Genomic DNA, 21,685 nt, shown 5'->3' on the forward strand with positions numbered 1-21,685 from the left:
TAAAGGACGCAAAAAAGCCTACGCGCCTCGACTGCCGAGATTCACGTAGGCATCATCAGCCCGGAGCGCCGGGCGGTTAGCGGAGGAATGCCATCTCCGCGTCCAGTGTATCGGCCAAATCGCCCCATGGCTACCCCAATGCGCCGCGCGCGCCTGCTTGCGCCCGCCGATCCCGGCTGCTAAGATTTGCGCGTTCGTCGGAGATGGCATTCCTCCGCTAACCGCCGCAATCTTCTCACCGCGGCTGATGATGCCTACAGATCCCTGGTTCCCGCCGGGGCTGTAGGCATTTTTTGCGTCCTATGGCTGCGCGGATCAGGGGATTTTTCCCTCAGACCCTGAACTCCATGCCGCGCAACACACGCCTAGAACAACTGGACCTCCTGCCGTACATCGGCAAATGGCTGGTCCTTTCCTTCATCGTCGCATGCCTGGCCGGCGCCGCGTCCGCGCTGTTCCTGCATGCGCTCGATTGGGCCACGTCCACCCGCGAAGCGAACCCCGCCCTGATCTGGCTGCTGCCCATCGCCGGTTTTATCGTCGGCTGGTGCTACCTGCGCATGGGCCGGCCCGTCGAGGCGGGCAATAACCTGATCATCGACGAAATCCACGATCCGAAGAAAGTCATACCGCTGCGCATGGTTCCCATGGTCCTCGGCGGCACGGTGATCTCGCACCTGTTCGGCGCCTCCGTCGGGCGCGAAGGAACCGCGGTGCAAATGGGCGGCGCGCTGGCCGACCAGTTGACCCATATCCTGAGAATGCGTCCGGAAGACCGCCGGATCGTTCTCATGGCGGGGATCGCCGCCGGCTTCTCCTCGGTGTTCGGCACGCCGCTGGCCGGCGCCCTCTTCGGGCTGGAGGTCCTGGCCATCGGCCGCATGCGCTACGACGCCCTCTTTCCCTGCGTCGTCGCCGCCATCGCCGCGGACCGGATCGGCGTCCTTCTGGGCATACACCACACCCACTACGCGGTGCTGGAAGTCGCGCCGCTGGGCCTGGTGAGCGTGCTGAGCGTGGTCGCCGCCGGCATTCTTTTCGGCTTGATCGGCATGGTCTTCGCCAACAGCGCGCATGCCGTCGGCGCGTTCATGAAGCGGCGCGTCCCATATGCGCCGCTGCGGCCGTTCATCGGCGGCGCCGTCATCGCCACGGCCGTCTGGGCCCTGGATGGCTACCGCTACATCGGCCTGGGCATTCCCTCGATCGTGCAGGCCTTCCAGCAGCCGGTCGCGCCGTGGGATTTCGCGGGCAAGCTGCTGTTCACGGTGGCTTCGCTGGGAACCGGGTTCAAGGGCGGCGAAGTGACCCCGCTCTTCTACATCGGCGCGACGTTCGGCAATGCGCTGGCCCCGCTATTGCACCTGCCGTTCTCGATGCTCGCGGGCCTGGGATTCGTCGCCGTCTTGGCCGGTGCCGCCAACACGCCCATCGCCACCATCGTCATGGCGATCGAACTGTTCGGCCCGGAGATCGCGCCGTTCGCCGCCATCGCCTGCATCGCGGCCTATCTGTTCTCCGGCCATAGCGGGATCTATCACGCTCAGCGCGTCGGCCACTCCAAGCATCGCGTCGTGCCGGAAGGCATGCGGATATCGGAACTGGGCGCCTATCGCAAGCAGTTGCGCCAGGAATCGATGGCCGCCAACCCCGGGAAACAAGCCTAGGACCCCACACAGAATGACCACCGACACGACCGCATTGCGCCTGTACTTTCCGATTTCGGCCCGCGCCTCGGCGACACGCTTCTGGCATCGCCTGAGCGCGCCCGCGCTGGCCCATCACCTGATCAACGCCGCCCGGCGCTCCGGCATCCAGCAAGCCGTGCTCCACCCCATCCAATCGGGATACCTGAAGGGAGAAAAGCTCACCCACCATCACCCCGAAGTCACCAGCATGAGACACCCGCAATGCGTCGAGCTGATCGACAGCGAGTCCGCCCTGCGCAAGTTTCTCCACGACCACGCGGCCGAACTGCATAAAGTCCGCGCGGTGCTGCTCAAGTGCGAGATCCCGCTGATTCCCAACCGCCAGGCCGGCTGAGAGGAACCCCGATGGTTGCCACATTCATCGCGATTTCGACAGGAGCGGCCCTGGGCGCCCTGCTGCGGTGGTGGCTGGGAAACGCGTTCAATGCGCTGCTCCCATCCATTCCTCCCGGCACCCTGATCGCCAATCTCCTGGGCGGCTACATCATCGGCCTGGCGATCAGCTACTTCGGCGGCCACCCGGGGCTCTCGCCGCAATGGCGGCTCTTCATCGTCACGGGCTTCTGCGGCGGATTGACGACCTTTTCCACCTTTTCCGGAGAACTGGCCTCCTTGCTGCAGCAAGGGCGCCTCGGGTGGCTGGCGGCGGCGATCGCCACGCACGTGGGCGGCTCGCTCGCCATGACCCTGCTTGGCATCGCCACGATTTCCGCGATGCGATCCACGAACTGACCTTCATCCCAGGAATACGCGCCATGAAAGGATACCAACTGACGTTCTACACCCAGCAGGATCGGCGCCACGGCAAGGAATCCCTGGCCGAATGGCTGCTCAAACTCGCGAAGGAGCATGGCGCCCTGGGCGGCACGCTGTTCGGCGCCGGCGAGAGCTTCGGCCATGACGGCCGCTTCCACTCCGCGCATTTCTTCGAACTCGCCGACCAGCCTGTCGGCGTCATGGCGGCCGTGGACGAAGCCACCTGCGCAAGGGTGCTCGACGCCATCCGCAGCGAGGGCATCGACGTCTTTTTCGTGAAGACGCCGGTCGAATACGGACGCACAGGCTCAGCGGACTGAGACGGGACAGCCAATGAACATGCCGAAAACACGACGCCCCCTCGCGCTGCGGGCGCGCAACGCGCAAACCGAGCCGGAACGCCAGGCGGTCCGCGTCGAGGCGCTGAAGCGCCTGCTTCGTTGGACAGCCGCCAACCTGTTGCTGATGCCCATTTGGGGAATGCTGTCGGCGCTTCCGTATGAAGGCAACGAATGGCTCATCGGCGCGTGGGGCCTGCTGACGGGCGCCATCTGGGCATGCATCCTGGCCAACCTCCTGCTCTGGATAAAACTCCGGCCGCGCGGCGCGCCTCGTTGACGGGCGCCTTGCGGCACGCGCCGAAAGCCGCTTTTTGAACCTCTTTTACCTGTGGAGCACGCGAGCCATGACACACATCATCCTGACACGCCACGGCCACGTCGATTGGATCGCCCCGGAGCGATTCCGCGGCCGGGCGGAACTGCCTTTGTCCGATCTGGGGCAGCGGCAGGCCGCGGCCCTGGGCGCGCGGATCGCGCGTAGCTGGACGCCTTCGGCGATCTACGCCAGTCCCCTGTCGCGCTGCCAGCACACGGCGCAGGCCATCGCGAAAGCGGCCGGCGGCGCCGTGCAGACGCTTCCCGACCTGATCGACACCGACTACGGGCAATGGCAAGGGCTTACCCACCAGGAGGTTGAAAAGCGTTGGCTCCAGGCATTCAAGCGCTGGTTCGAGCATCCGGACATGACGGCGATTCCCTCGGGCGAAACCCTCGCCATGGTGCTGGTCCGGTCCACGGCCGTCCTGCGGAAAATGCTCGACGAGCACCCCGACGGCCAGGTCGTCCTGGTCGGGCACGACAGCATCAATCGCGTGATCCTGCTGCATGCGCTGGGCCTGCCGCTGTCGCAGTACTGGCGCATCCGGCAGGACCCGTGCTGCGTCAACGAACTCCACCTCGACGCGCAAGGATGCTCGCTATCGCGCATCAACGAAACCCATCACCTGATCGACATCGGCCCCTAGGCCCGCGGCGGAGCGCGAAAGCCCTATGTTTCCCTCATCGAAGACGCGCCCGCCCGCCGCGACGCAGCGTGGCAGGGCCGTGCGCTTCGTGCTGCTCATCGGGCTGCTGAGTTTCTTTTCGGACATGACGCACGAAGGATCCCGCAGCATTCTGGGGCCGTTCCTGGGTTCGATGCAGGCAAGCGCTTTCGCGATCGGCGCCATTTCCGGGCTCGGAGAATGCGCCGGTTACGGCCTGCGGTTCTTCTCCGGCAGGTTTGCGGACTTCTCGGGAAAGTTCTGGCCGATCGCGATCGCGGGCTATGTCATCCAGATGGCTTCAGTCCCGGCGCTGGCGCTGGCCGACAATTGGCAGGAAGCCGCCGTCCTCATCGTCCTGGAGCGCACCGGCAGGGCAATCCGCAGTCCCCCGCGCGATGCGATGCTCTCGCGCGCGGCGCGCCACATGGGCGGCTATGGCTGGACCTTTGGCGTCCACGAAGCCTGCGACCAGTTGGGCGCGATGCTGGGTCCGCTGGCGATGGCGGGGGTACTGGCGTACCAGGCGGATTACCGGCATGCGTTCGCCGTGCTGGCGATTCCCGCGGCGCTCAACCTGGCCTTCCTGGGCTTGGCTCGCCGCCTGTATCCCCGCCCGGAAGAACTGGAAGACCCCGACGGCCTCCCCTCCCATGCCGGCCGCTATGCCCCCGGGTACTGGCCCTACCTGGCCGGGGCCTGCCTGATCGCGTCGGGGTTCGTGGACTATCCGCTGCTGGCCTACCACTTCACTCGCAGCGGCACCGTTCCCCTCTCCTGGATTCCGGTCTTCTACGCCGTCGCCATGGCCGTGAGCGGCGCCTCTTCGCTTTTGTTCGGCCGGCTCTTCGACCGCTACGGATTCGCCGTCCTGATCGCGTTGACGATATTGAGTTCCCTTTTCGCTCCCCTCGTCTTCCTGGGCAACTTTGAAGCGGCGCTGGCCGGAGCGGCAATCTGGGGAATGGGCATGGGCGTGCATGAATCCATCATTCCCGCCGCCCTGAGCCCGATGGTTCCTTCCAACCGGCGCGCGGGGGCCTTTGGCCTTTTTACGGGCGCCTACGGCATCTTCTGGTTCCTGGGCAGCGCCGCGGTCGGGTTGATCTACGAACAGTCGGTCAACGCCGTTATCGCTTTCTGCGTAATGACCCAGCTCCTGGCCGTTCCGTTCTTTGTCTTCGTAACGGCGGCCGGCGGCCGCTCCCGCGGCGGTACGGGCTAGGCGCTCGACGAGGCGCGGCAATTGCCGCCCGGACAGGAGGCCCTCGCCCCCTGGGCGCGGATCGCGCCTGAACGCAAAACGTTTGCGTTACTTCAAGGTTTGATCCGAGCGAAATCCAGCCAAGCCCGGTCCCTTGCGCCATAATCGGAATGCCGCGGCCCCTCAGTGCCGCGCGGGGCCGCCAGCGGCCTCTTCGGCCTCCCACTCCCGAACAGGACGGACCCGGCATTCATGCAAAGACTGATCCTCCCGCTGCCCGGCAATGAGGGATTCGCGACGCGGCTTGCCGCCTTGTGCGGGGGCGAACCCGGGTCGGTGGAGACCCGCCGCTTCCCGGACGGCGAAAGCTATGTCCGCCTGCATGGCGACCCGCAAGGGCGCGCCGTGGACATCGTTTGCACCCTGGCCCGGCCCGACCCCGGTTTTCTCGGCCTGGTCTTCGCGGCCGACGCGGCGCGCGACCTCGGCGCCACCGAAGTCAACCTGGTGGCGCCGTATCTTGCCTACATGCGCCAGGACCGGCGCTTCCAGGCGGGCGAAAGCGTGAGTTCGCTGTCGTTTGCCCGCCTGGTTTCCTCGACCTTCGACCGGCTGCTGACCGTCGATCCGCATTTGCACCGCCATCCGGCGCTATCGGCGCTCTACTCGATTCCCACGGCCACGCTGCATGCCGCGCCGCTTCTGGCCGGCTGGATAGCCGCCAATGTGCCGGCGCCGCTGATCATCGGCCCGGACGAAGAAAGCGAGCAATGGGCCGGATCCATCGCCGCGCGCATCGGGGCGCCGCATGCCGTGCTGCGCAAGATCCGCCGCGGCGACCGCCAGGTCGACATCGACGTGCCCGACCTGGCCCGGTGGCAAGACCGCACGCCGGTGCTGGTCGACGACATCGCCTCTTCCGGCCGCACGCTGGTGGCGGCGGCCGAAAAGCTCGCCGGAATGGACATGAAGCCGCCGCAATGCGTGGTCGTGCATGCCCTGTTCGCCGACGATGCCTGGGCCCAGGTATCCGCCTGCTTTGAACGCGTCGTGTCCACGGACACGGTGCCCCATCCCAGCAATCGCATCGAACTCGCGCCGCTGCTGGCCGATGCGCTCTTGCGCGGCCTGCGCGATTGCTCCTCCGACCTCAAAGGAACCCCGCGATGACGCTCCGCGAGCATTGGCACTCCGGCCACGGCCCCATCCAGCACCGTGCCGACACGGTTACCCGCGTGGACGCGCTGGTGCACCGCCTGGCGGCCGGCGGCCGCATTTCCAGCGCCGACACCGCCTACGCCATGCTGGCGGCCGCCGACCGCCTGAGTTGCGCGGCCATGAACGTGGTGGCGCACATGACTTACGCCCGCCGCATCGACCTGACCGGCGCGCCGCTGTCGGCCGAGGACTTCAAGCCCAATCCGGAAGGCCATACGGGCGGGTCGCTGAACATGGTTCCCGCCTTCGTCGCCTACTTGCTGGCCAATGCGCTGACGGGCAAGACCCGCGGCTGGCTGATGGGCCAGGGCCACTGCGTGGCCGCCATCGAGGCCGTCAACGCCCTGACCGGGGACGTCTCCGCGGCCCAGCTCGGCCGCTACGACCGCAGCGAGGCCGGGCTGGGACGCCTGATCTCGGACTTCTACTCTTACGCCATCGACGCCCGGGGGCAGCCCGCCGTTCCGCTGGGCAGCCACGCGGGCCCCAACACGGCGGGCGCCGTCTCCGAAGGCGGCTATCTGGGCTTCGCCGGCCTGCAGTACGTGCACATGCCCCTGCCCGGCGAAGGCCTGGTGGCGTTCCTGAGCGACGGCGCCTTCGAAGAACAGCGCGGGTCCGACTGGGCCACGCGCTGGTGGCGGGCCGAGGATTGCGGCCAGGCCGTTCCCGTCATGATTCTCAATGGCCGGCGCATCGAACAGCGCACCCAGATCGTCCAGGAAGGCGGCGCGCACTGGCTGGCCGAGGACCTGCGGCACAATGGCTTCGACCCGCTCGTCGTCGACGGCCGCGACCCCTCGGCCATCGCCTGGGCCATCCTCGAGGCCGAAGAAAGGCTGGCCGCGAGCCTGGCGGCGGCGGACTTCCAGTATCCCGCCCGGCTGCCCTACGTCATCGCCGAGACCGAAAAAGGCTTCGGCTTTCCCGGCGCCGGCACCAATGCCGCGCACAACCTGCCTTTGGGCGGCAATCCGGGCACCGACCGCGAAGCCCGCGATGCCTTCAACGGCAGCGCGCGCAGGCTCTTCGTGCCCGCGCCGGAACTGGACGCGGCCATCGCCACGCTCGCCAACCACGGCGCCCAGGGGCGGCCCCGCGAAAGCGGACATCCCATGGCGCACCGGCACCCGGACGCGCCCGCGCTGCCCACGCCCGCCTGGGAAGCCCCCGGCAGCCAGGGCAGCGCCATGGCCGCGCTGGACCGCTGGTTCGTGGAACTGGTGCGGGCCAATCCCCGGCTGCGCGTGCGCATCGGCAATCCGGACGAACTGGCCAGCAACAAAATGGGCGGCACGCTGGCCCTGCTCGAGCATCGCGTCAACCATCCGGAAGCCGGCGTTCCGGAGGCGCTGCATGGCTCCGTCATCACGGCCCTGAACGAAGAGGCCGTGGCCGCCGCCGCGCTTGCGAACAAGGCCGGCCTGAATCTCATCGTCAGCTATGAGGCCTTCGCGGTGAAGATGCTGGGCCTGTTGCGCCAGGAGATCATCTTCGCGCGCCGCCAGAAGGAACTCGGGCAATCGCCGGGCTGGCTGTCGGTGCCCCTGGTGGTCACCTCCCACACCTGGGAGAACGCCAAGAACGAACAATCGCACCAGGATCCCACCATCGGCGAGGCCTTGCTGGGCGAGATGTCCGATACGTCTCGCGTGCTCTTCCCGGTGGACGGCAATAGCGCCGCGGCCGCGCTGCGGGCCGTCTATGCGCAGCGCGCGCAGGTGGCTTGCGTGGTCGTTTCCAAGCGCGACGGCGCGCAACGCTTCGACGCGGACGCCGCCCAGGCGCTCGTCGAACGCGGCGCGGCGCACATCGCGGGAGCCCCGTCGGCCAGCGCGCTGCAATTCGTCGCCATCGGCGCCTATCAACTCGAAGAGGCCCTGAAGGCGCGCGCGCATCTGGCCCGCCTCGGCCACGAATGCTGCGTGACCGCGGTGCTGGAACCCGGGCGCCTGCGCATCCCGCGCGACGAACTCGAATCCGCGTTCGTCCTGCCCGACGACGCCGTGCACGCGCTCTTCCCGCCAGGCCTGCCGCGCGTGCTGCTTTGCCACACGCGCCCCGAACCCATGCTGGGCGTCCTGCGCCGGCTGGACGACGGCCCCGCCCGCACCCGGGCGCTGGGCTATATCAGCCGGGGCGGCACCCTGGACGTGCCCGGCATGCTGTTTGCCAACCGCTGCACCTGGGCGCACGCGGTCGCTACCGCCGCCGCCGTGGCGGGCTGGCGCCGCGAGGAGGTGCTGGACCCGGCCCGGCTTCGCGCCGTCGACGGCCAGGGCGACCCCGCCGACCTGCTCGTTTCTCAATCTTGACGCTCCACAAGGAAACCATGCTCTCACTGACCTGCCTTGGCGGCGCCGGCACCGTTACCGGATCCAAACACCTCCTGACCCACGGAGACACGCGCCTGCTGATCGACTGCGGCCTGTTCCAGGGCCTGAAGAACCTGCGTGAACTCAATTGGCAGCGCCTCCCCCTGTCGCCGGCCGACATCGACGCGGTGGTGCTCACCCACGCCCATCTCGATCATTGCGGCTATCTTCCGCGGCTGGTCATCGACGGATTCAAGGGCAAGATCCACGCCACGCCCGCCACCCGCGATGTCGCCGAACTGATCCTGCTGGACAGCGCCAGCCTTCAGGAAAAAGACGCGGACTTCGCCAACCGCAAGGGCTACTCCAAACACAAGCCGGCGCTGCCGCTCTACCGCGTCGTCGACGCCGAACGCGCGATGGCGCGCTTTTCCGACGTCGCGCTGCACCAGGAAACCGCCTTGCCCGGCGGCGCGAAGCTGACGCTGCGCCGCGCCGGCCACATCCTGGGCGCGACCACCGCGCAGATCGATATCGCGGGCATGCGCGTGGTCTTCTCCGGCGATCTGGGCCGCTACAACGACCCGGTGCTGCACGACCCCGAAGCCATCCGGCAAGCCGATTACATCGTCATCGAATCCACCTACGGCAACCGGCGCCACGACCCCGCCGATCCCGTTGAAGCCCTGGGCGCGGTCATCGACCGCACCGTGCAGCGCGGCGGCACCGTCGTCATTCCCGCCTTTGCCGTGGGCCGGGCGCAGACCTTGATCTACGCGCTCTGGAAGCTGCGCCAGGCGGGCCGGCTGCAGAACGTCCCCGTCTATCTCGACAGCCCCATGGCGACCAGCGCCACCGAACTGCTGCATCGGCACGCCGACGAACACAAGCTCTCTTCGCGCGACTGCGAGGCCGCCTGCTCCGCCGTGACCTACGTGCGCGACGTCGAGGAATCCAAGGCGCTGTCGGCCAACCGCTACCCCAAGGTCATCATCTCGGCCAGCGGCATGGCGACCGGCGGCCGGGTGCTGCACCACATCGCCGCCTTCGGCACCGACCACCGCAATACGCTGCTGTTCTCGGGCTTCCAGGCCGCCGGCACGCGCGGGCGCAAGCTGCTCGACGGCGCCACCGAAACCAAGATCTACGGACAGTGGACGCCGATCAACGCCGAAGTCACCGAACTGCCCATGCTGTCGGCCCACGCCGACAGCGACGAACTCATGCGCTGGCTTTCGGGCTTTCAGGAGGCGCCCCGGCGGGTCTTCATCGTCCATGGCGAGCCGGAGGCCTCCGAGGCCCTGCGCGAACGCATCGGGCGCGAACTCAACTGGCATGCCACCGTGCCGCTGCAAGGCCAGGAGCACGAGCTTTGAGCAGCATTCCGGAACTCAAGCCGCCCGCCCTGCGCGCCACGCGCATGCGCCTGCACGCGCAGCATCAGCCCATCGCGCTGATGCGCGCCGACTGCCACGTCTGCCGCTCCGAAGGCCTGTCCTCCCGTTCTCAGGTCCTTATCGTTTCGGACGGCCACGAAGTCCAGGCCCAGCTCTACCAAATCGACAGCGATCTGCTCGCGCCCGACGAAGTGGCGCTATCGGAAGAAGCCTGGGACGCGCTGGGCATACACGACGGCGACAGCGTGAACGTCAGGCACCCTCCGGTGCTCGAATCCCTGGCCGGGGTGCGCCAGCGCATCTACGGCCGCCGCCTGGGCGAGGAGGATCTTGCGGCGATCGTGCGGGACGTGGTGCACGGCCGTTATACGGACGTGCACCTGTCGGCCTTCCTGACCGCCACGGCCACGCTACCGCTGAGCCTCGACGAAACCATCTTCCTGACGCGCGCCATGGTCGACGTCGGCGACCGCCTGCGCTGGAACGCCCCCGTCGTCGTGGACAAGCACTGCGTGGGCGGGCTTCCCGGCAACCGCACCACCCCGCTCGCGGTCGCCATCGCCGCGGCCAACGGCCTGGTCATGCCCAAGACCTCGTCGCGCGCGATCACCTCGCCGGCCGGCACCGCCGACACCATGGAGATGCTGGCCCCGGTGGAACTGGGCATGGAACAACTGCAGAAAGTCGTCGAGACCGAAGGCGGCTGCGTCGCCTGGGGCGGCGCCATGCGCCTGAGTCCGGCCGACGACATTTTCGTGCGCGTGGAGCGCGAACTCGACATCGACACCGAAGGCCAGTTGATCGCCTCGGTGCTGTCCAAGAAGATCGCCGCGGGCGCCACGCACGTGGTGATCGACATCCCGGTGGGCCCCACCGCCAAGATCCGCAGCCACGAGGCCGCCGAGCGCCTCGCCGGCCATCTAACCGAGACCGCCTCCCGCTTCGGCCTGACCTTGCGCTGCCTGTTCACCGACGGCAGCCAGCCGGTCGGCCGGGGCATCGGCCCGGCGCTGGAAGCCCTCGACGTGCTGGCCGTCCTGCGCAACGACGCCGACCAGCCGCAAGACCTGCGCGAGCGCGCCGCGCTGGTGGCCGGCGCCGTGCTGGAAGTGGGCGGCGCGGCAGCGCCGGGGCTGGGCGTCGAACTGGCCCTGAAAACGCTGGAAAGCGGCCGGGCCTGGGAGAAATTCCAGCGCATCTGCGCGGCCCAGGGCGGGCTGCGCGAGCCGCCAAAGGCCGCGCACGTCGAACCCCTGTACACGCGGCATGCCGGCCGCGTGACCCACATCGACAACCGCAAGCTATCGCGGCTTGCCAAGCTGGCCGGCGCGCCGGAACGGCCCGCCGCCGGCGTGTCGCTGCATGCGCGGCTGGGCGATGAAGTCGCGCGCGGACAGCCCTGGCTCTTCCTGCATGCCCAGACCCGCAGCGAAATGGCCTATGCGCTGGAATATGCGCGCCACGCGGGCGACATCATGACCATCGAAGCCTGAGGGCGCGCGGTTTTTAGGGGCCACATCGACCGCGGTAGCATGTATTGTCGACAGGAGGCACCATGGAACAGGCAAAGTGGGATTTCCAGATTGAGCATCCGGTCCATGAGAACGGCGCTTGGCGCATCGGCTACACGCTCGTTCCCCCGGCCGGCGCGGCCGAAGAGCGGATCGCCGTGGATGAGCGTTTCCCTTCGGCGCAGATCGCGATCGAAGAGGCGACGCGCCTCGCGCAGATCCACGTCGCCGACCTGAACGGCGATACCGCCGCGTTCGAAAAGCCGACGGAGGACGAAGTGCCCTTCGGCAAGAATCCGCGCTTCTAGCGCGGCTCGCGCCCTCCCGCGACGCACCGCGCGGACTTGCCCGCGCCGCGCGCGTCGCGCAGAATGGCGGCTGGCCTGTCGTTCCGTCTTCGGATCCCTGCATGGCACCGTCCACCGCCCCCGCCCCATCCGCGCGCCACGCGCGCGATCTGCCGCTGAGCAATTACAAGATGTCCGAGCGTTCGCTGCACGGCGACTTCGGCATCCGCGACGAACGCACCGCCCTGCCCAACCCCGCGGCGCACCGCCACGAGTACCTGCAGATCCACGTGCAACTGGCCGGCGAAACGCAGCACGCCATCGGCGACGCGCGGCGCGCGGTGACCCCGGGCACCGTGTGCTTCATCCTGCCCTACAAAACGCACTTCATCCCGACCGTGCCGGGCAGCCGCTACTACATTCTCAACGCCAGCCTCGGCTATCTGCTGCCGTCCCTGGACGTGGATGCGCTCGATCTCCAGGATCTGCCCATCGAGCGCGCGCCGGAGCTAGCGCCCTTCCGCTTCCAGGAGCAACTGGACTTCCGGCTCGACGGAGCGACGCTGGCGCAGGTCGAAAGCCTGTGCCGCGAAATCGCCGCCGAGGACGCGCGCCGGGCCAGCGGCTCGGCCATCCTGATCCGCGCCTACCTGCTGCAACTGATCGGCCTGGTGTGGCGCGAGTACGGCGAGGCGCTGGCGGCGCTGGCGGCGATGCCCGCCTCGGGCCAGGCCCGCAACCCGGCTCTGGCGCGGCTGCGCGCCTTTCTGAAAGACCGCCTGGACCAGCCCGTGTCGCTGACCGACGCGGCGGCCGCCATCCACCTCTCGCCCACCTACCTGGCCCACCTGCTGAAGCGCGAAACGGGCCAGACCTTCGTGGAATACCTCACGGCCCGGCGCATGTCGCTGGCGCGCGAACTGCTGCTGCACACCAGCCTGTCGGTCAAGGAGATCGCATTTCGCTGCGGGTTTTCCGACGAGGCGTATTTCGGGCGCCGGTTCCGGCTGCTCGAGCAGGCCAGCCCCACCGCCTTCCGCCGCCAGTTGCGCCAGCACGGGCCGTGCTGAGCATGCGGCGGCGACTGCGCAAGTTTGTCCGGTTTTAGGACAGTCCGCCGTCTAACGGCCCCGCTCTCCTTTCGCGCAACATTCGTGCATCGCCCGCGCCGCCATGGCGCGGGGCAAGCCGAAAGGAGCTTCATGAACCACCCCGCCACAGCCAGGGACGCCGTTGCGCTGCCCCTGCCCGTCGTCTCGCCCGTCACCGTGCCCGTGGCCGGACGCGGCCAGCCCTTCACGGTGCGGCGCATATACTGCGTCGGCCGCAACTACATCGAGCACATCCGCGAAATGAAGGAAGGCGACGAGCGCGACCCTCCCTTCTTTTTCCAGAAGCCCGCCGACGCGATCGTCACGGACGGCAAGGTTCCCTATCCCGTCCTGACCGAGGACTTCCAGTTCGAACTCGAACTGGTCATCGCCATCGGGCGCACGCCCGATCCCGATCCCGCCCAGGCGCTGTCCGCCGTGCTCGGCTACGCCGTGGGCCTGGACATGACGCGGCGCGACCGCCAGCGCGAGGCCTTCCGCGAAGGGCGTCCGTGGGAAGTCGGCAAATCCTTCGACGCCTCCGCGCCCTGCGGCACGATCCTGCCGGTGGAAACCGGCGGACACGTGCTGAGCGGGTCGTTGACGCTGGAACTCAACGGCCGGATCGCGCAGCAGTCCGAACTGGAAAAGATGATCTGGAACGTGCCGGAGATCATCGTGCAGCTCTCGCGCCAATACCGCCTGATGCCGGGCGACCTGATCTACACCGGCACGCCGGCGGGCGTGGGCGCGGTGCGGGTCGGCGACCGCCTGCTCGGGCGCGTCGCCGGGCTGCCGGAGCTGGATGTGTCCATCGTGGCGGCGCGCTAGCCGCGAACCGCGGGCCAGGGGCAATTCCCCGCGCCGGACCGCCGCCGGAAGGACCGTCCCGGCCCCCGGCCGATCCGGCGGCAACAATAATGGAGAGAGACAAATGAAGACGACTCGAGTATTGCATCACCTGGCCGCGTCCGTGGCGCTGGCTGCCGGCATGGCCGGCGGCGCGCAGGCGCAGGACTATCCGTCGCGGGCGGTCACCACCATCGTGCCTTTTGCCGCGGGCGGGGCGAGCGACCTGCTGGCCCGCCAGCTCGGCAAGCAGTTGTCGGGCAAACTGGGACAGGCCTTCGTCATCGAGAACCGCGCGGGCGCGGGAGGCACCGTGGGCGCGAGGCTGGTGGCGCGCGCCGCGCCCGACGGCTACACGCTGGTCATGGGCACGAACGCCTCGCACGCCATCGCGGCGACCACGCACCGCAACCTGAACTACGACCCGCTGAAGGACTTCGAGGCCATCTCGCTGGTGGCGCGGGTGCCGCAGGTCGTGATGGTGCATCCCTCGGTGCCGGTCAAGGACATCCCCGAGCTGATCGCATACGCCAAGCGCAATCCCGGGAAGCTGAACTTCAGCTCGGCCGGCAACGGCACGCCCGGCCACCTGGGCATGGAGCTGTTCAAGATGAGGACGGGCGTGGACATGATGCACGTGCCTTTCCAGGGCGGCAATCCGGCGCTGGTGGCGCTGACGGGCGGACAGGTGCAACTGCTGGCCGACAACATCAGTTCGGCGCTGCCGCAGATCAAGGCGGGCAAGGCCAGGGCGATCGCGGTGACGTCCGCGCACCGCTCCCAGGCCCTGCCCGACGTGCCCACCATCGCCGAACAGGGCGTGCCCGGCTTCGAGTCGGGATCGTGGTTCGCGCTGTTCGCGCCGGCCGGCACGCCTTCGGCCGTCATCGAGAAGCTCAATCTGGAAGTCGGCCTGGCGCTCAAGGATCCGGCGGCGCATGAAACGCTGTCGGCCCAGGGCGCCGAGCCCGATCCCGGCACCCCCGAGGCCTTGCGCCAACTGATTCGCGAGGACGTGGCCAAGTGGGGCGACGTCGTCAAGCGTATCGGCCTGCAGGTCGATTGAGGAGGACGGCGCGGGAACGGCATGATGGAAACCCTGTTGCTGTGCGCCGCCGCCTTCGTCGGCGGCGGGCTCAATACGATCGCGGGCGGGGGCAGCTTCCTGACCCTGCCCGCGCTGATGTTCGCCGGCGTGCCGGCCGTCGCGGCCAATGCCACGGGAGCGGTCGCGCTGCTGCCGGGCTATCTGGCGGGCGCCTTGTCGCTGGGCCGCGGCCGCGCCGGCGGGCAGGGGCTGATGCCGCTGGGCGAACTGGCGGTCCTGTCCTGCGCGGGGGGAGCGCTGGGCGCTTACCTGCTGACGCGCACCGGCGACGCAGCCCTGCGCGGCATCGTGCCCTGGATGATGCTGCTGGCGACCCTGCTGTTCATGGGCGGGCCTGCCTGGATCGCGCGCCGGGCCCGCGGGGCTGCGCCCGAAGCCACGGCGTCGGCCGCCGGATTGCGGGCCGGGCTGTTCGCCGCCAGCGTGTACGGCGGCTATTTCAACGGCGGCATGGGCATCCTGCTGCTGGCGCTGTTCGCGCTGGCCGGGCACCGCGATCTGCATGCCATGAACCAGGCCAAGAACTGGGCCTCGGCCGTGCTCACGCTGATGGCCGCCTGCGTGTACGCGGCCGGCGGCGCCATAGACTGGCCTCGCGCCATGCCCATGATGGTCGCCGGCGCGCTGGGCGGCTGGGCGGGCGGCCGCCTGGCCCATCGCCTGCCGGTGGCGGCGGTACGGCGCGGCGTGATCGCGGTCGGCCTGGCCATGACGGCGGCGCTGTTCTGGTAGGCCCCCGCCCCTTACGCCAGCATCAGCCTGCCCCGCCCTTGCAGCGTGGCGTCGCCCGGATCCCGGCGCTGAACGTCTTCCGCCAGCCGGAAAACGCCCACTGCGAGGACCAGCTCGCGCGCCTGGTCCTGCAGGGAGCCCGCCGCGGCGGCGGCTTCCTCGACCAGGGCGGCGTTCTGCTGCGTCACCTCGTCCATCTGCGATACGGCGCGGTTCACTTGGTCGATTCCGCCGGCCTGTTCCTGCGAAGCGGCCGCGATCTCGCCCATGATGTCGGTCACGCGCTTCACGGCACCCACCACTTCCCGCATCGTGGCGCCGGCTTCTTCCACCTGGCGCGATCCATCGGCGACCTTGCCGGCGGAGTCCTCGATCAGGGCCTTGACCTCCCTGGCGGCCTGCGCGCTGCGCTGCGCCAACGACCGCACTTCGCCCGCGACGACCGCGAAACCCTTGCCCTGTTCGCCCGCGCGCGCCGCCTCGACCGCCGCGTTGAGCGCCAGGATGTTGGTCTGGAACGCGATGGCGTCGATGACCGACACGATCTCGGATATCTTGCGCGAACTGGCGGAGATGTCTTCCATGGTGCCGACCACGGCGGATACGGCGGCGCCGCCGCGTTGGGCAATGGTGGAAGCGCTGGCCGCGAGCTGATCGGCCCGGGCGGCGTTGTCGGCGTTCTGCTTCACGGTCGATGCAAGTTCCTCCATCGACGCGGCGGTCTCTTCCAATGATGCCGCCTGCTCTTCGGTGCGGCTGGACAGGTCGGCGTTGCCCGCGGCGATCTGGCCCGAGGCGCTGGAGATCGTCTCCGATCCATGCCGGATGGCGCGCACGGCGCTGGCCAGCTTTTCCTGCATGTCGTGCAGGGCATGCAGCAGGCGCCCGGTTTCATCCTTGGAGTCCGCTGCGATGCGCTGGCCCAGGTCGCCGGCCGCCACGCTTTCAGCCGCCTTGACGGCCCGCGCGAGCGGCACGGTAATGGACCGGGTGACCCGCCAGGCGAAGAGCGCGCCCAGGATCAGGGCGATGCCCGACAGGGCCAGATTCAGCCGCTCGGCCTTGCGCGCGACCTCCTCGCTGGCGATGCCGGCTTCGTTCATTTCGGCGGACAGCAGCCTGGAAAACTCGACGATGCGGCCCTGCAGGCTGTCGAGGAAAGGCAGCGTCTCCTTCAGTAGACGCTGGCGCGCCGCCTCCCGGTCGCCGCTTTTCACCAGCGCGCCCACGGACTGGAAGGATTTGACGTAGCGGCCGCGCATCTCTTCCAGCGTCCGCAGCTTCGCGCTCTCGTCTTCCGCCGTGAACAACGGCCGCAGCGTCGCCAGCGCCTGGTCGATCACCTTGCGGTTCGCGTCGATCTGAAGAAAGAGCTTATCGGCCGCAGCCGGGTCGGCATTGACGATCAATTCCAGATTGGCGCGCGCATTGGCGCGCGTCGTGACGTCGATGACCGATATGGCGCTGGCCTTGGTCCAGGTTTGCTGGGTGATCGCCTGATTGATGCCGCCGATGTGCGCAAGCTCGTACTGCGCCAGGCCGGCCAGGACCAGCAACAGGACGAGCACGGCGCCAAAGCCCGACGCCAGCCGGGCGCCGATGGAAAAATTGCGGAAATTGATGCGGAGGGTTGTCATGGGTTTCCAGGGTCAGAGGTGTCGATCTCCAGCCGTCGCCATGCAATCGGGCTACTACCACACGCGCACTTCACAGAACATCACACCACGGGAAAACCCTAGTCTAGGTCCAATGAAATATTTAGCAAGAATTTTGTGACCATTCTTTGCGAATCCGCAAAGAAGCGGCACCGCCGATGGTCCGGCATGCCCGGATCCGGCACCGGCCCGGGTCCGCGGTCCGGCAGTATCGGCGGGCGATCAGGCGGCCGCGCTAACGGCCGCCGCCCGTCAGCCAGCGTTCTGCTTCCCGCTGGCCACGTCCCAGAGCGCCTGGGAAATCGGCTGCTCGCGTTCCTCGATGACGTGGGCGATCAGTCCCGCCACCCGGCCGATCAGCGTCATGCCCTTGCCGAATTCGGGGCTGAGATGCATGTCGAGCAACACGGCCGCCTTGGCGCCCGTGGCGTTCAGCGGCACCGGTTTGCCGAACACGCGGCTGGCGGCGCCGGCCAGGGCCAGCACATAGCGGCAGTGCCTGCCGTAGTAGCCGCAGTCCGTGGCCACCGCCAGTATTTTTTTGGAGCGGGGGTCGGCATCTACATGGATGGGATGCCCTATGCCGGGGATGCGCCTGCGCGCCTCGCGCTCGCGCGCCACCACGCGCTCGGCGTGCGCGGCCATCGCCTCGGCGTCCTCGTCCGAACCGTCGAAATCCGCGGCGGCCTGCTGCAGGAACCGCGCCGCGTATTCCACCACGCCCAGGTAGCGGCTGCCCGCGCCCAGCAGCCCGGCCGCCACCGCCCCCTGCATCGACTCGGGAGCGCCATGCAGGGTCAGGCGCGTCGCCAGGGCGCTGGGCGTCAGGCCGTGGTCCGCCGCGGTCACCAGGAACATATTGATCATGCGGCGTTGATTGGCGTCCGGAAAACTGCCCAGCACGGTCAGGCACAGAACGTCGATGAAGTCGCGCTTGTCGATCAGGTCCTCGACAAGGTCATAGCCTCTGATGCTGATGTGGTCGGCATCGCCGCCGCCGATATCGCTCTTGAACATATTCCTTCCTTTTTCGAATGTGGATCGGGCGGTCATTCCAGGCGCGCGCCAGATTGGCGCACGACGGCTTTCCAACGCGGCACCTCTTCTTCCGCGAAGCGCTGGAATTCGCGGTCGGAAAGGCCCATGGGGAAGCTGCTGATGGCCGCCATCGCGGCCACGACGTCCTGCGCCCGGGTGACTTGTCCGATCGCGTCCGCCAGCCTGGCCACCACGGCATCCGGCGTGCCCGCCGGCACGAATACCCCCGACCAACCTTCCAGCGCGGCGTCCGGATAGCCGGCCTCGGCCATGGTGGGCACCGCCGGCATGGCGTCCAGGCGGCTCGTGCCCGCCACCGCCAGCGCCCGCAGCTTGCCCGCGGCGATGTGCTGGCTTACCGACTCGGGATAACTGAACATGATCTCCACATTGCCCGCCAACACGTCGGACAGCGCCGGCCCCGCGCCCTTGTAGGGCACGTGCGTCATGGAAATGCCGGCCGCCGATTGCAGCTTGGCCGCCGCCAGATGGGTCTGCGTGCCGGAGCCGGCCGATGCATAGTTCACCGAACCCGGCCGTTGCCTGGCCGCCTGGACCAGGTCATCCAGGCTGCGGTACGGCGTGGCGGCATTGGCCACCAGCACGGTCGACTGGCGAAACAGCGAATGCACCGCGCGCAGGTCCTTGGGCGGATCGATGCGCACATTGTCGAACAGCGCCAGGTTGGCCGCCTGGGTGCCGTGGGTTCCGTACAGCATCGTGTAGCCGTCCGGCTTGGCGTGCGCCACTGCCTCGGCGCCGATCATGCCGCTGGCGCCGGGCCGGTTCTCCACCACCACCGGCTGGCCCAGGATATCGGCCAGCTTGCGCGCCAACAGGCGCGACTGGTTGTCGGAGATGCCGGCGGCCGCGAACGGCACGACCAGCGTGAGGCTGCGGCTGGGGTAGTCTTGCGCGCGGGCCTGCGGCGCGACAAGGAAGGCGGCCGCGGCCACGGCCAGAAGTGTTTTGCTCCAGTGTTTCATTTTTTTCTCCTGCGCGATTCCGCGCGGACTTATTGATAGGAATGGCGTCCCGCGGTGGTGCCCGCGTCCACCGGCAGGATCGCGCCCGTCACCCAGCGCGCTTCGTCGCTGGCGAGATAGCGGATGGCGTGCCCGACGTCCCAGCCGTTTCCCTCGGTGCACAGCAGCGAGCGCTTGCGGCGGATTTCGCGCTTTTCGTCCGACATGCCCCGCGCGTACACCATGGGCGTGTGCACCATGCCGGGCGCCACGCAGTTGACGCGGATGCCCTCTTCCCCATGATGCGCCGCCATGGCGCGGGTCATGTTGACCACCGCTCCCTTCGAAGTCGGATACAGCAGGCTGGGATGCCCGCCCATCAGGCCCGCCACCGACGCCACGTTCACGATGGCGCCGCGTCCCTGCTCGCGCATTGCCGGAATGCAATGGCGCGCCATCAGCATCATCGACGTGATGTTCGTGCGCAGGGCCCGGTCCCACTCCTGCAGATCCAGATCGACCGCATTGCCGGCCGGACCGCCCACGCCCACGTTGTTGACCAGGATGTCCACGCGCCCCCAGCGCTGCCGGACCTGCTGCGCGGCCTGGGCGCACTGCGCGTCGATGCTCACGTCGCAGGGCAGGACCAGCGCCTCCCCGCCCTCGTCCTCGATCATGCGCCGCGTGACGTCAGCCCATTCCTCGACCGCGTCGATCAACGCCACGCGGGCGCCGTCGCGCGCCAGCAGGACCGCGGCGGCCCTGCCATTGCCTATGCCGTCGGCGCGCGAACCGGCGCCCGTCACGATGGCCACGCGACCTTCAAGCGACCGCTCGGCGGCCTGGATGTCCCTGCTCATTGTCTTCCCCTGGTGTGCATTTGCATTAGTTGATCCTGCGCGCGCGATCGCCCCAATAGCGGGCGCGCAATTGATTCTTGTCGTGCTTGCCCAGCGTAGTCAGCGGCAGCGCCTGCACGAAGTCGATCGACTTGGGCGTGTTGACGGGCCCCTTTGCGCTGCGCACGGCCGCCTTCAGTTCCTCTTCGGTGGCGGTGCCCTCGGCGCGCAGCACCACCACCGCCTTGACCGCTTCGCCCCATTTCTCGTCGGGCACGCCGATCACGGCCGCCGCGGCCACGGCGGGGTGCGCCGCCAGCACGTTTTCGATTTCCTTCGGATAGACATTGAAGCCGCCCGAGATGATCATGTCCTTCTTGCGGTCGACGAGGAAGTAGTAGCCATGCGGATCGCGATAAGCCATGTCGCCCGTGTGCAGCCAGCCATTGCGCAGGACCTCGGCCGTCAGTTCCGGCTGCTTCCAGTAGCCCTCCATGACCAGCGGACTGCGCACGCACAGTTCGCCTATCGCGCCCGCCTCCACGGGCTGGTCCCGGTCGTCCAGCAATTCCACCGTCACGCCCGGATAGGGCATGCCCGCGGAGCCCAGCGTGTCGACGTCGGTGCGGACATGGTCTTCCTGGGACAGGAACAGGATGTTGCTGGGGCTTTCAGTCTGGCCGTAGCTCTGCACCAGCACCGGACCGAACACGCGCAGGGCTTCCTCGATGCGCGCGGGGGCCATGGGCGACGCGCCGTACGACAGGAGGCGCAGCGACGAAAAATCGGCCGTCCTGCTGCGCGGATGATCCAGGATGGCGTAGACCATGGTCGGCACCAGGAAGCTGAATGAAGCCCGGTGCTCCTGCAGCGCCGCGATGTATTTCTCGGGATCGAAGCCCCGCTGCAGGATGACGGTTCCCCCGCGCCAGAGCGTGGGAACCAGCATCGCGCCGGCGCCATGCGAAATCGGCGTGGGGCACAGCAGGCGCAGTTCCGCCGGCAACTGGCGAGCCGCCAGCAGAAGCACGGCCTGCATCCACATCGAGCGGTTGGTCAGCATGACGCCTTTCGGCTTGCCCGTGGTGCCGCCGGTATAGGCAAGGCGGATAACGTCGTCGGCCTCGGCCGTCACGCGCAGCGGCGCGGGCTCCAGTTCCTGCGCGTACTCCCAGAAGGAGGCCTGGCCCGCCATGCCGCCGTCGTGCGAATACCAATGGCGCACGGCGGGGCAGTGCTCGCGCAGCGCGTCCAGCCGCTCCCGGTAGCCGCTGTCGGCGATGAAGAAACATGCCTCGGCGTCCCGGACGATGTACGCGTGGTCGTCCAGGCCGCCCATGCCATGCAGCGTGACCGAGCGCAGCCCCATCAGATAGGCGGCCGCCATCACCACGAACACGTCGCTGCGGTTTCCCGACAGTTGGGCGACGCCGTCGCCGCGCTTGAGCCCCAGCGCCGAGAACGCCGCCATGGCCTGGCCGATGCGCCGGCCAAGCTGGCGATAGCTGAGCTGCGACTGCTCATCGATGAACGCCACGCGGTCCGGATAGCGCGCGATCGCCTGGATGATCAGGTCGCCGATGGTGCCGCCGATGTGGGCACGATGTGTAGTCATTGCTGTCCTTGTCTGAGGGCGGTGAGGCGACCCTACGCAAGTCGTTGGCATCGTTTCACCGAATTCTTTATT

21 protein-coding genes and 2 riboswitches are annotated in these 21,685 nt (G+C 68.2%); of the genes, 16 read left to right on the forward strand and 5 right to left on the reverse strand.

The genetic code is table 11. From position 1 onward, the window contains the following. Nucleotides 1–39: 39 nt before the first annotated feature. Nucleotides 40–107: riboswitch (Fluoride riboswitch) on the reverse strand. Between the two features lie 83 nt (nt 108–190). Beyond that, nucleotides 191–264: riboswitch (Fluoride riboswitch) on the forward strand. Nucleotides 265–347: 83 nt separating this feature from the next. The 16 genes from WHX56_RS29610 to WHX56_RS29685 all read left to right on the forward strand — a co-directional run bounded on the left by WHX56_RS29610 (nt 348) and on the right by WHX56_RS29685 (nt 15,501). Beyond that, on the forward strand, nt 348–1,667 hold the full coding sequence (locus tag WHX56_RS29610) for a voltage-gated chloride channel family protein (RefSeq protein ID WP_338879750.1): 1,320 nt from the start codon (nt 348–350) through the stop codon (nt 1,665–1,667). A gap of 13 nt (nt 1,668–1,680) precedes the next feature. After that, complete coding sequence (locus WHX56_RS29615; RefSeq protein WP_129242602.1) at nt 1,681–2,043, forward strand: DUF190 domain-containing protein; 363 nt, start codon at nt 1,681–1,683, stop codon at nt 2,041–2,043. A gap of 11 nt (nt 2,044–2,054) precedes the next feature. Further along, nucleotides 2,055–2,441 carry a fluoride efflux transporter CrcB gene (crcB, locus tag WHX56_RS29620; RefSeq protein WP_129242603.1) on the forward strand — a complete coding sequence of 129 codons (387 nt, stop codon included), beginning with the start codon at nt 2,055–2,057 and terminating at the stop codon, nt 2,439–2,441. A gap of 23 nt (nt 2,442–2,464) precedes the next feature. After that, complete coding sequence (locus WHX56_RS29625; RefSeq protein WP_129242604.1) at nt 2,465–2,785, forward strand: DUF190 domain-containing protein; 321 nt, start codon at nt 2,465–2,467, stop codon at nt 2,783–2,785. Nucleotides 2,786–2,798: 13 nt separating this feature from the next. Then, nucleotides 2,799–3,083, forward strand: coding sequence for a hypothetical protein (locus WHX56_RS29630; protein ID WP_338879752.1), 285 nt, complete (start codon nt 2,799–2,801; stop codon nt 3,081–3,083). Nucleotides 3,084–3,150: 67 nt separating this feature from the next. Then, the gene (locus tag WHX56_RS29635) at nt 3,151–3,771 is read left to right on the forward strand and encodes a histidine phosphatase family protein (protein WP_338879753.1); all 621 of its coding nucleotides are present in this window, start codon (nt 3,151–3,153) and stop codon (nt 3,769–3,771) included. 25 nt (nt 3,772–3,796) lie between these two features. After that, a complete protein-coding gene (locus tag WHX56_RS29640; protein ID WP_338879754.1) occupies nt 3,797–5,014 on the forward strand; it encodes an MFS transporter in 1,218 nt (405 codons plus the stop codon). Between the two features lie 231 nt (nt 5,015–5,245). Further along, nucleotides 5,246–6,163 carry a ribose-phosphate pyrophosphokinase gene (locus WHX56_RS29645; protein WP_287755552.1) on the forward strand — a complete coding sequence of 306 codons (918 nt, stop codon included), beginning with the start codon at nt 5,246–5,248 and terminating at the stop codon, nt 6,161–6,163. Continuing rightward, the gene (locus tag WHX56_RS29650; protein WP_338879755.1) at nt 6,160–8,526 is read left to right on the forward strand and encodes a xylulose 5-phosphate 3-epimerase; all 2,367 of its coding nucleotides are present in this window, start codon (nt 6,160–6,162) and stop codon (nt 8,524–8,526) included. The genes WHX56_RS29645 and WHX56_RS29650 overlap by 4 nt, the downstream gene beginning before the upstream one ends. A 17-nt stretch (nt 8,527–8,543) precedes the next feature. Further along, nucleotides 8,544–9,902: an MBL fold metallo-hydrolase gene (locus tag WHX56_RS29655; RefSeq protein WP_338879756.1), complete on the forward strand. Its 1,359-nt coding sequence runs from the start codon at nt 8,544–8,546 to the stop codon at nt 9,900–9,902. Continuing rightward, nucleotides 9,899–11,416, forward strand: a complete 1,518-nt coding sequence (locus tag WHX56_RS29660) for a thymidine phosphorylase family protein (protein WP_244235107.1) — start codon at nt 9,899–9,901, stop codon at nt 11,414–11,416. The genes WHX56_RS29655 and WHX56_RS29660 overlap by 4 nt, the downstream gene beginning before the upstream one ends. Before the next feature lie 62 nt (nt 11,417–11,478). Further along, entirely contained in the window at nt 11,479–11,742 is a 264-nt protein-coding gene (locus WHX56_RS29665; protein WP_129242611.1) for a hypothetical protein, read from the forward strand. 101 nt (nt 11,743–11,843) lie between these two features. Then, complete coding sequence (locus WHX56_RS29670) at nt 11,844–12,791, forward strand: helix-turn-helix transcriptional regulator (protein WP_129242612.1); 948 nt, start codon at nt 11,844–11,846, stop codon at nt 12,789–12,791. Nucleotides 12,792–12,923: 132 nt separating this feature from the next. Beyond that, nucleotides 12,924–13,643, forward strand: a complete 720-nt coding sequence (locus tag WHX56_RS29675) for a fumarylacetoacetate hydrolase family protein (RefSeq protein WP_338879757.1) — start codon at nt 12,924–12,926, stop codon at nt 13,641–13,643. A 103-nt stretch (nt 13,644–13,746) separates the two neighbouring features. Continuing rightward, entirely contained in the window at nt 13,747–14,727 is a 981-nt protein-coding gene (locus WHX56_RS29680; protein WP_338879758.1) for a tripartite tricarboxylate transporter substrate binding protein, read from the forward strand. A 21-nt stretch (nt 14,728–14,748) separates the two neighbouring features. Continuing rightward, nucleotides 14,749–15,501, forward strand: a complete 753-nt coding sequence (locus WHX56_RS29685; RefSeq protein ID WP_287755547.1) for a sulfite exporter TauE/SafE family protein — start codon at nt 14,749–14,751, stop codon at nt 15,499–15,501. An 11-nt stretch (nt 15,502–15,512) separates the two neighbouring features. On the opposite strand, the gene WHX56_RS29690 is transcribed toward WHX56_RS29685, so the two are convergent. The 5 genes from WHX56_RS29690 to WHX56_RS29710 all read right to left on the reverse strand — a co-directional run bounded on the left by WHX56_RS29690 (nt 15,513) and on the right by WHX56_RS29710 (nt 21,613). Further along, nucleotides 15,513–17,138 carry a methyl-accepting chemotaxis protein gene (locus tag WHX56_RS29690; RefSeq protein WP_338879759.1) on the reverse strand — a complete coding sequence of 542 codons (1,626 nt, stop codon included), beginning with the start codon at nt 17,136–17,138 and terminating at the stop codon, nt 15,513–15,515. Between the two features lie 270 nt (nt 17,139–17,408). Further along, a complete protein-coding gene (locus WHX56_RS29695; protein ID WP_338879760.1) occupies nt 17,409–18,173 on the reverse strand; it encodes a citryl-CoA lyase in 765 nt (254 codons plus the stop codon). 32 nt (nt 18,174–18,205) lie between these two features. Then, nucleotides 18,206–19,180: a tripartite tricarboxylate transporter substrate binding protein gene (locus WHX56_RS29700; RefSeq protein ID WP_338879761.1), complete on the reverse strand. Its 975-nt coding sequence runs from the start codon at nt 19,178–19,180 to the stop codon at nt 18,206–18,208. Between the two features lie 29 nt (nt 19,181–19,209). Beyond that, on the reverse strand, nt 19,210–20,019 hold the full coding sequence (locus tag WHX56_RS29705; RefSeq protein WP_129242618.1) for an SDR family NAD(P)-dependent oxidoreductase: 810 nt from the start codon (nt 20,017–20,019) through the stop codon (nt 19,210–19,212). Between the two features lie 25 nt (nt 20,020–20,044). Then, the gene (locus WHX56_RS29710) at nt 20,045–21,613 is read right to left on the reverse strand and encodes an AMP-binding protein (protein ID WP_338879762.1); all 1,569 of its coding nucleotides are present in this window, start codon (nt 21,611–21,613) and stop codon (nt 20,045–20,047) included. Between the last annotated feature and the right edge of the window lie 72 nt (nt 21,614–21,685).

It is taken from the genome of Achromobacter veterisilvae, from assembly GCF_037619525.1.
GTDB classification, from domain to species: domain Bacteria; phylum Pseudomonadota; class Gammaproteobacteria; order Burkholderiales; family Burkholderiaceae_B; genus Achromobacter; species Achromobacter veterisilvae.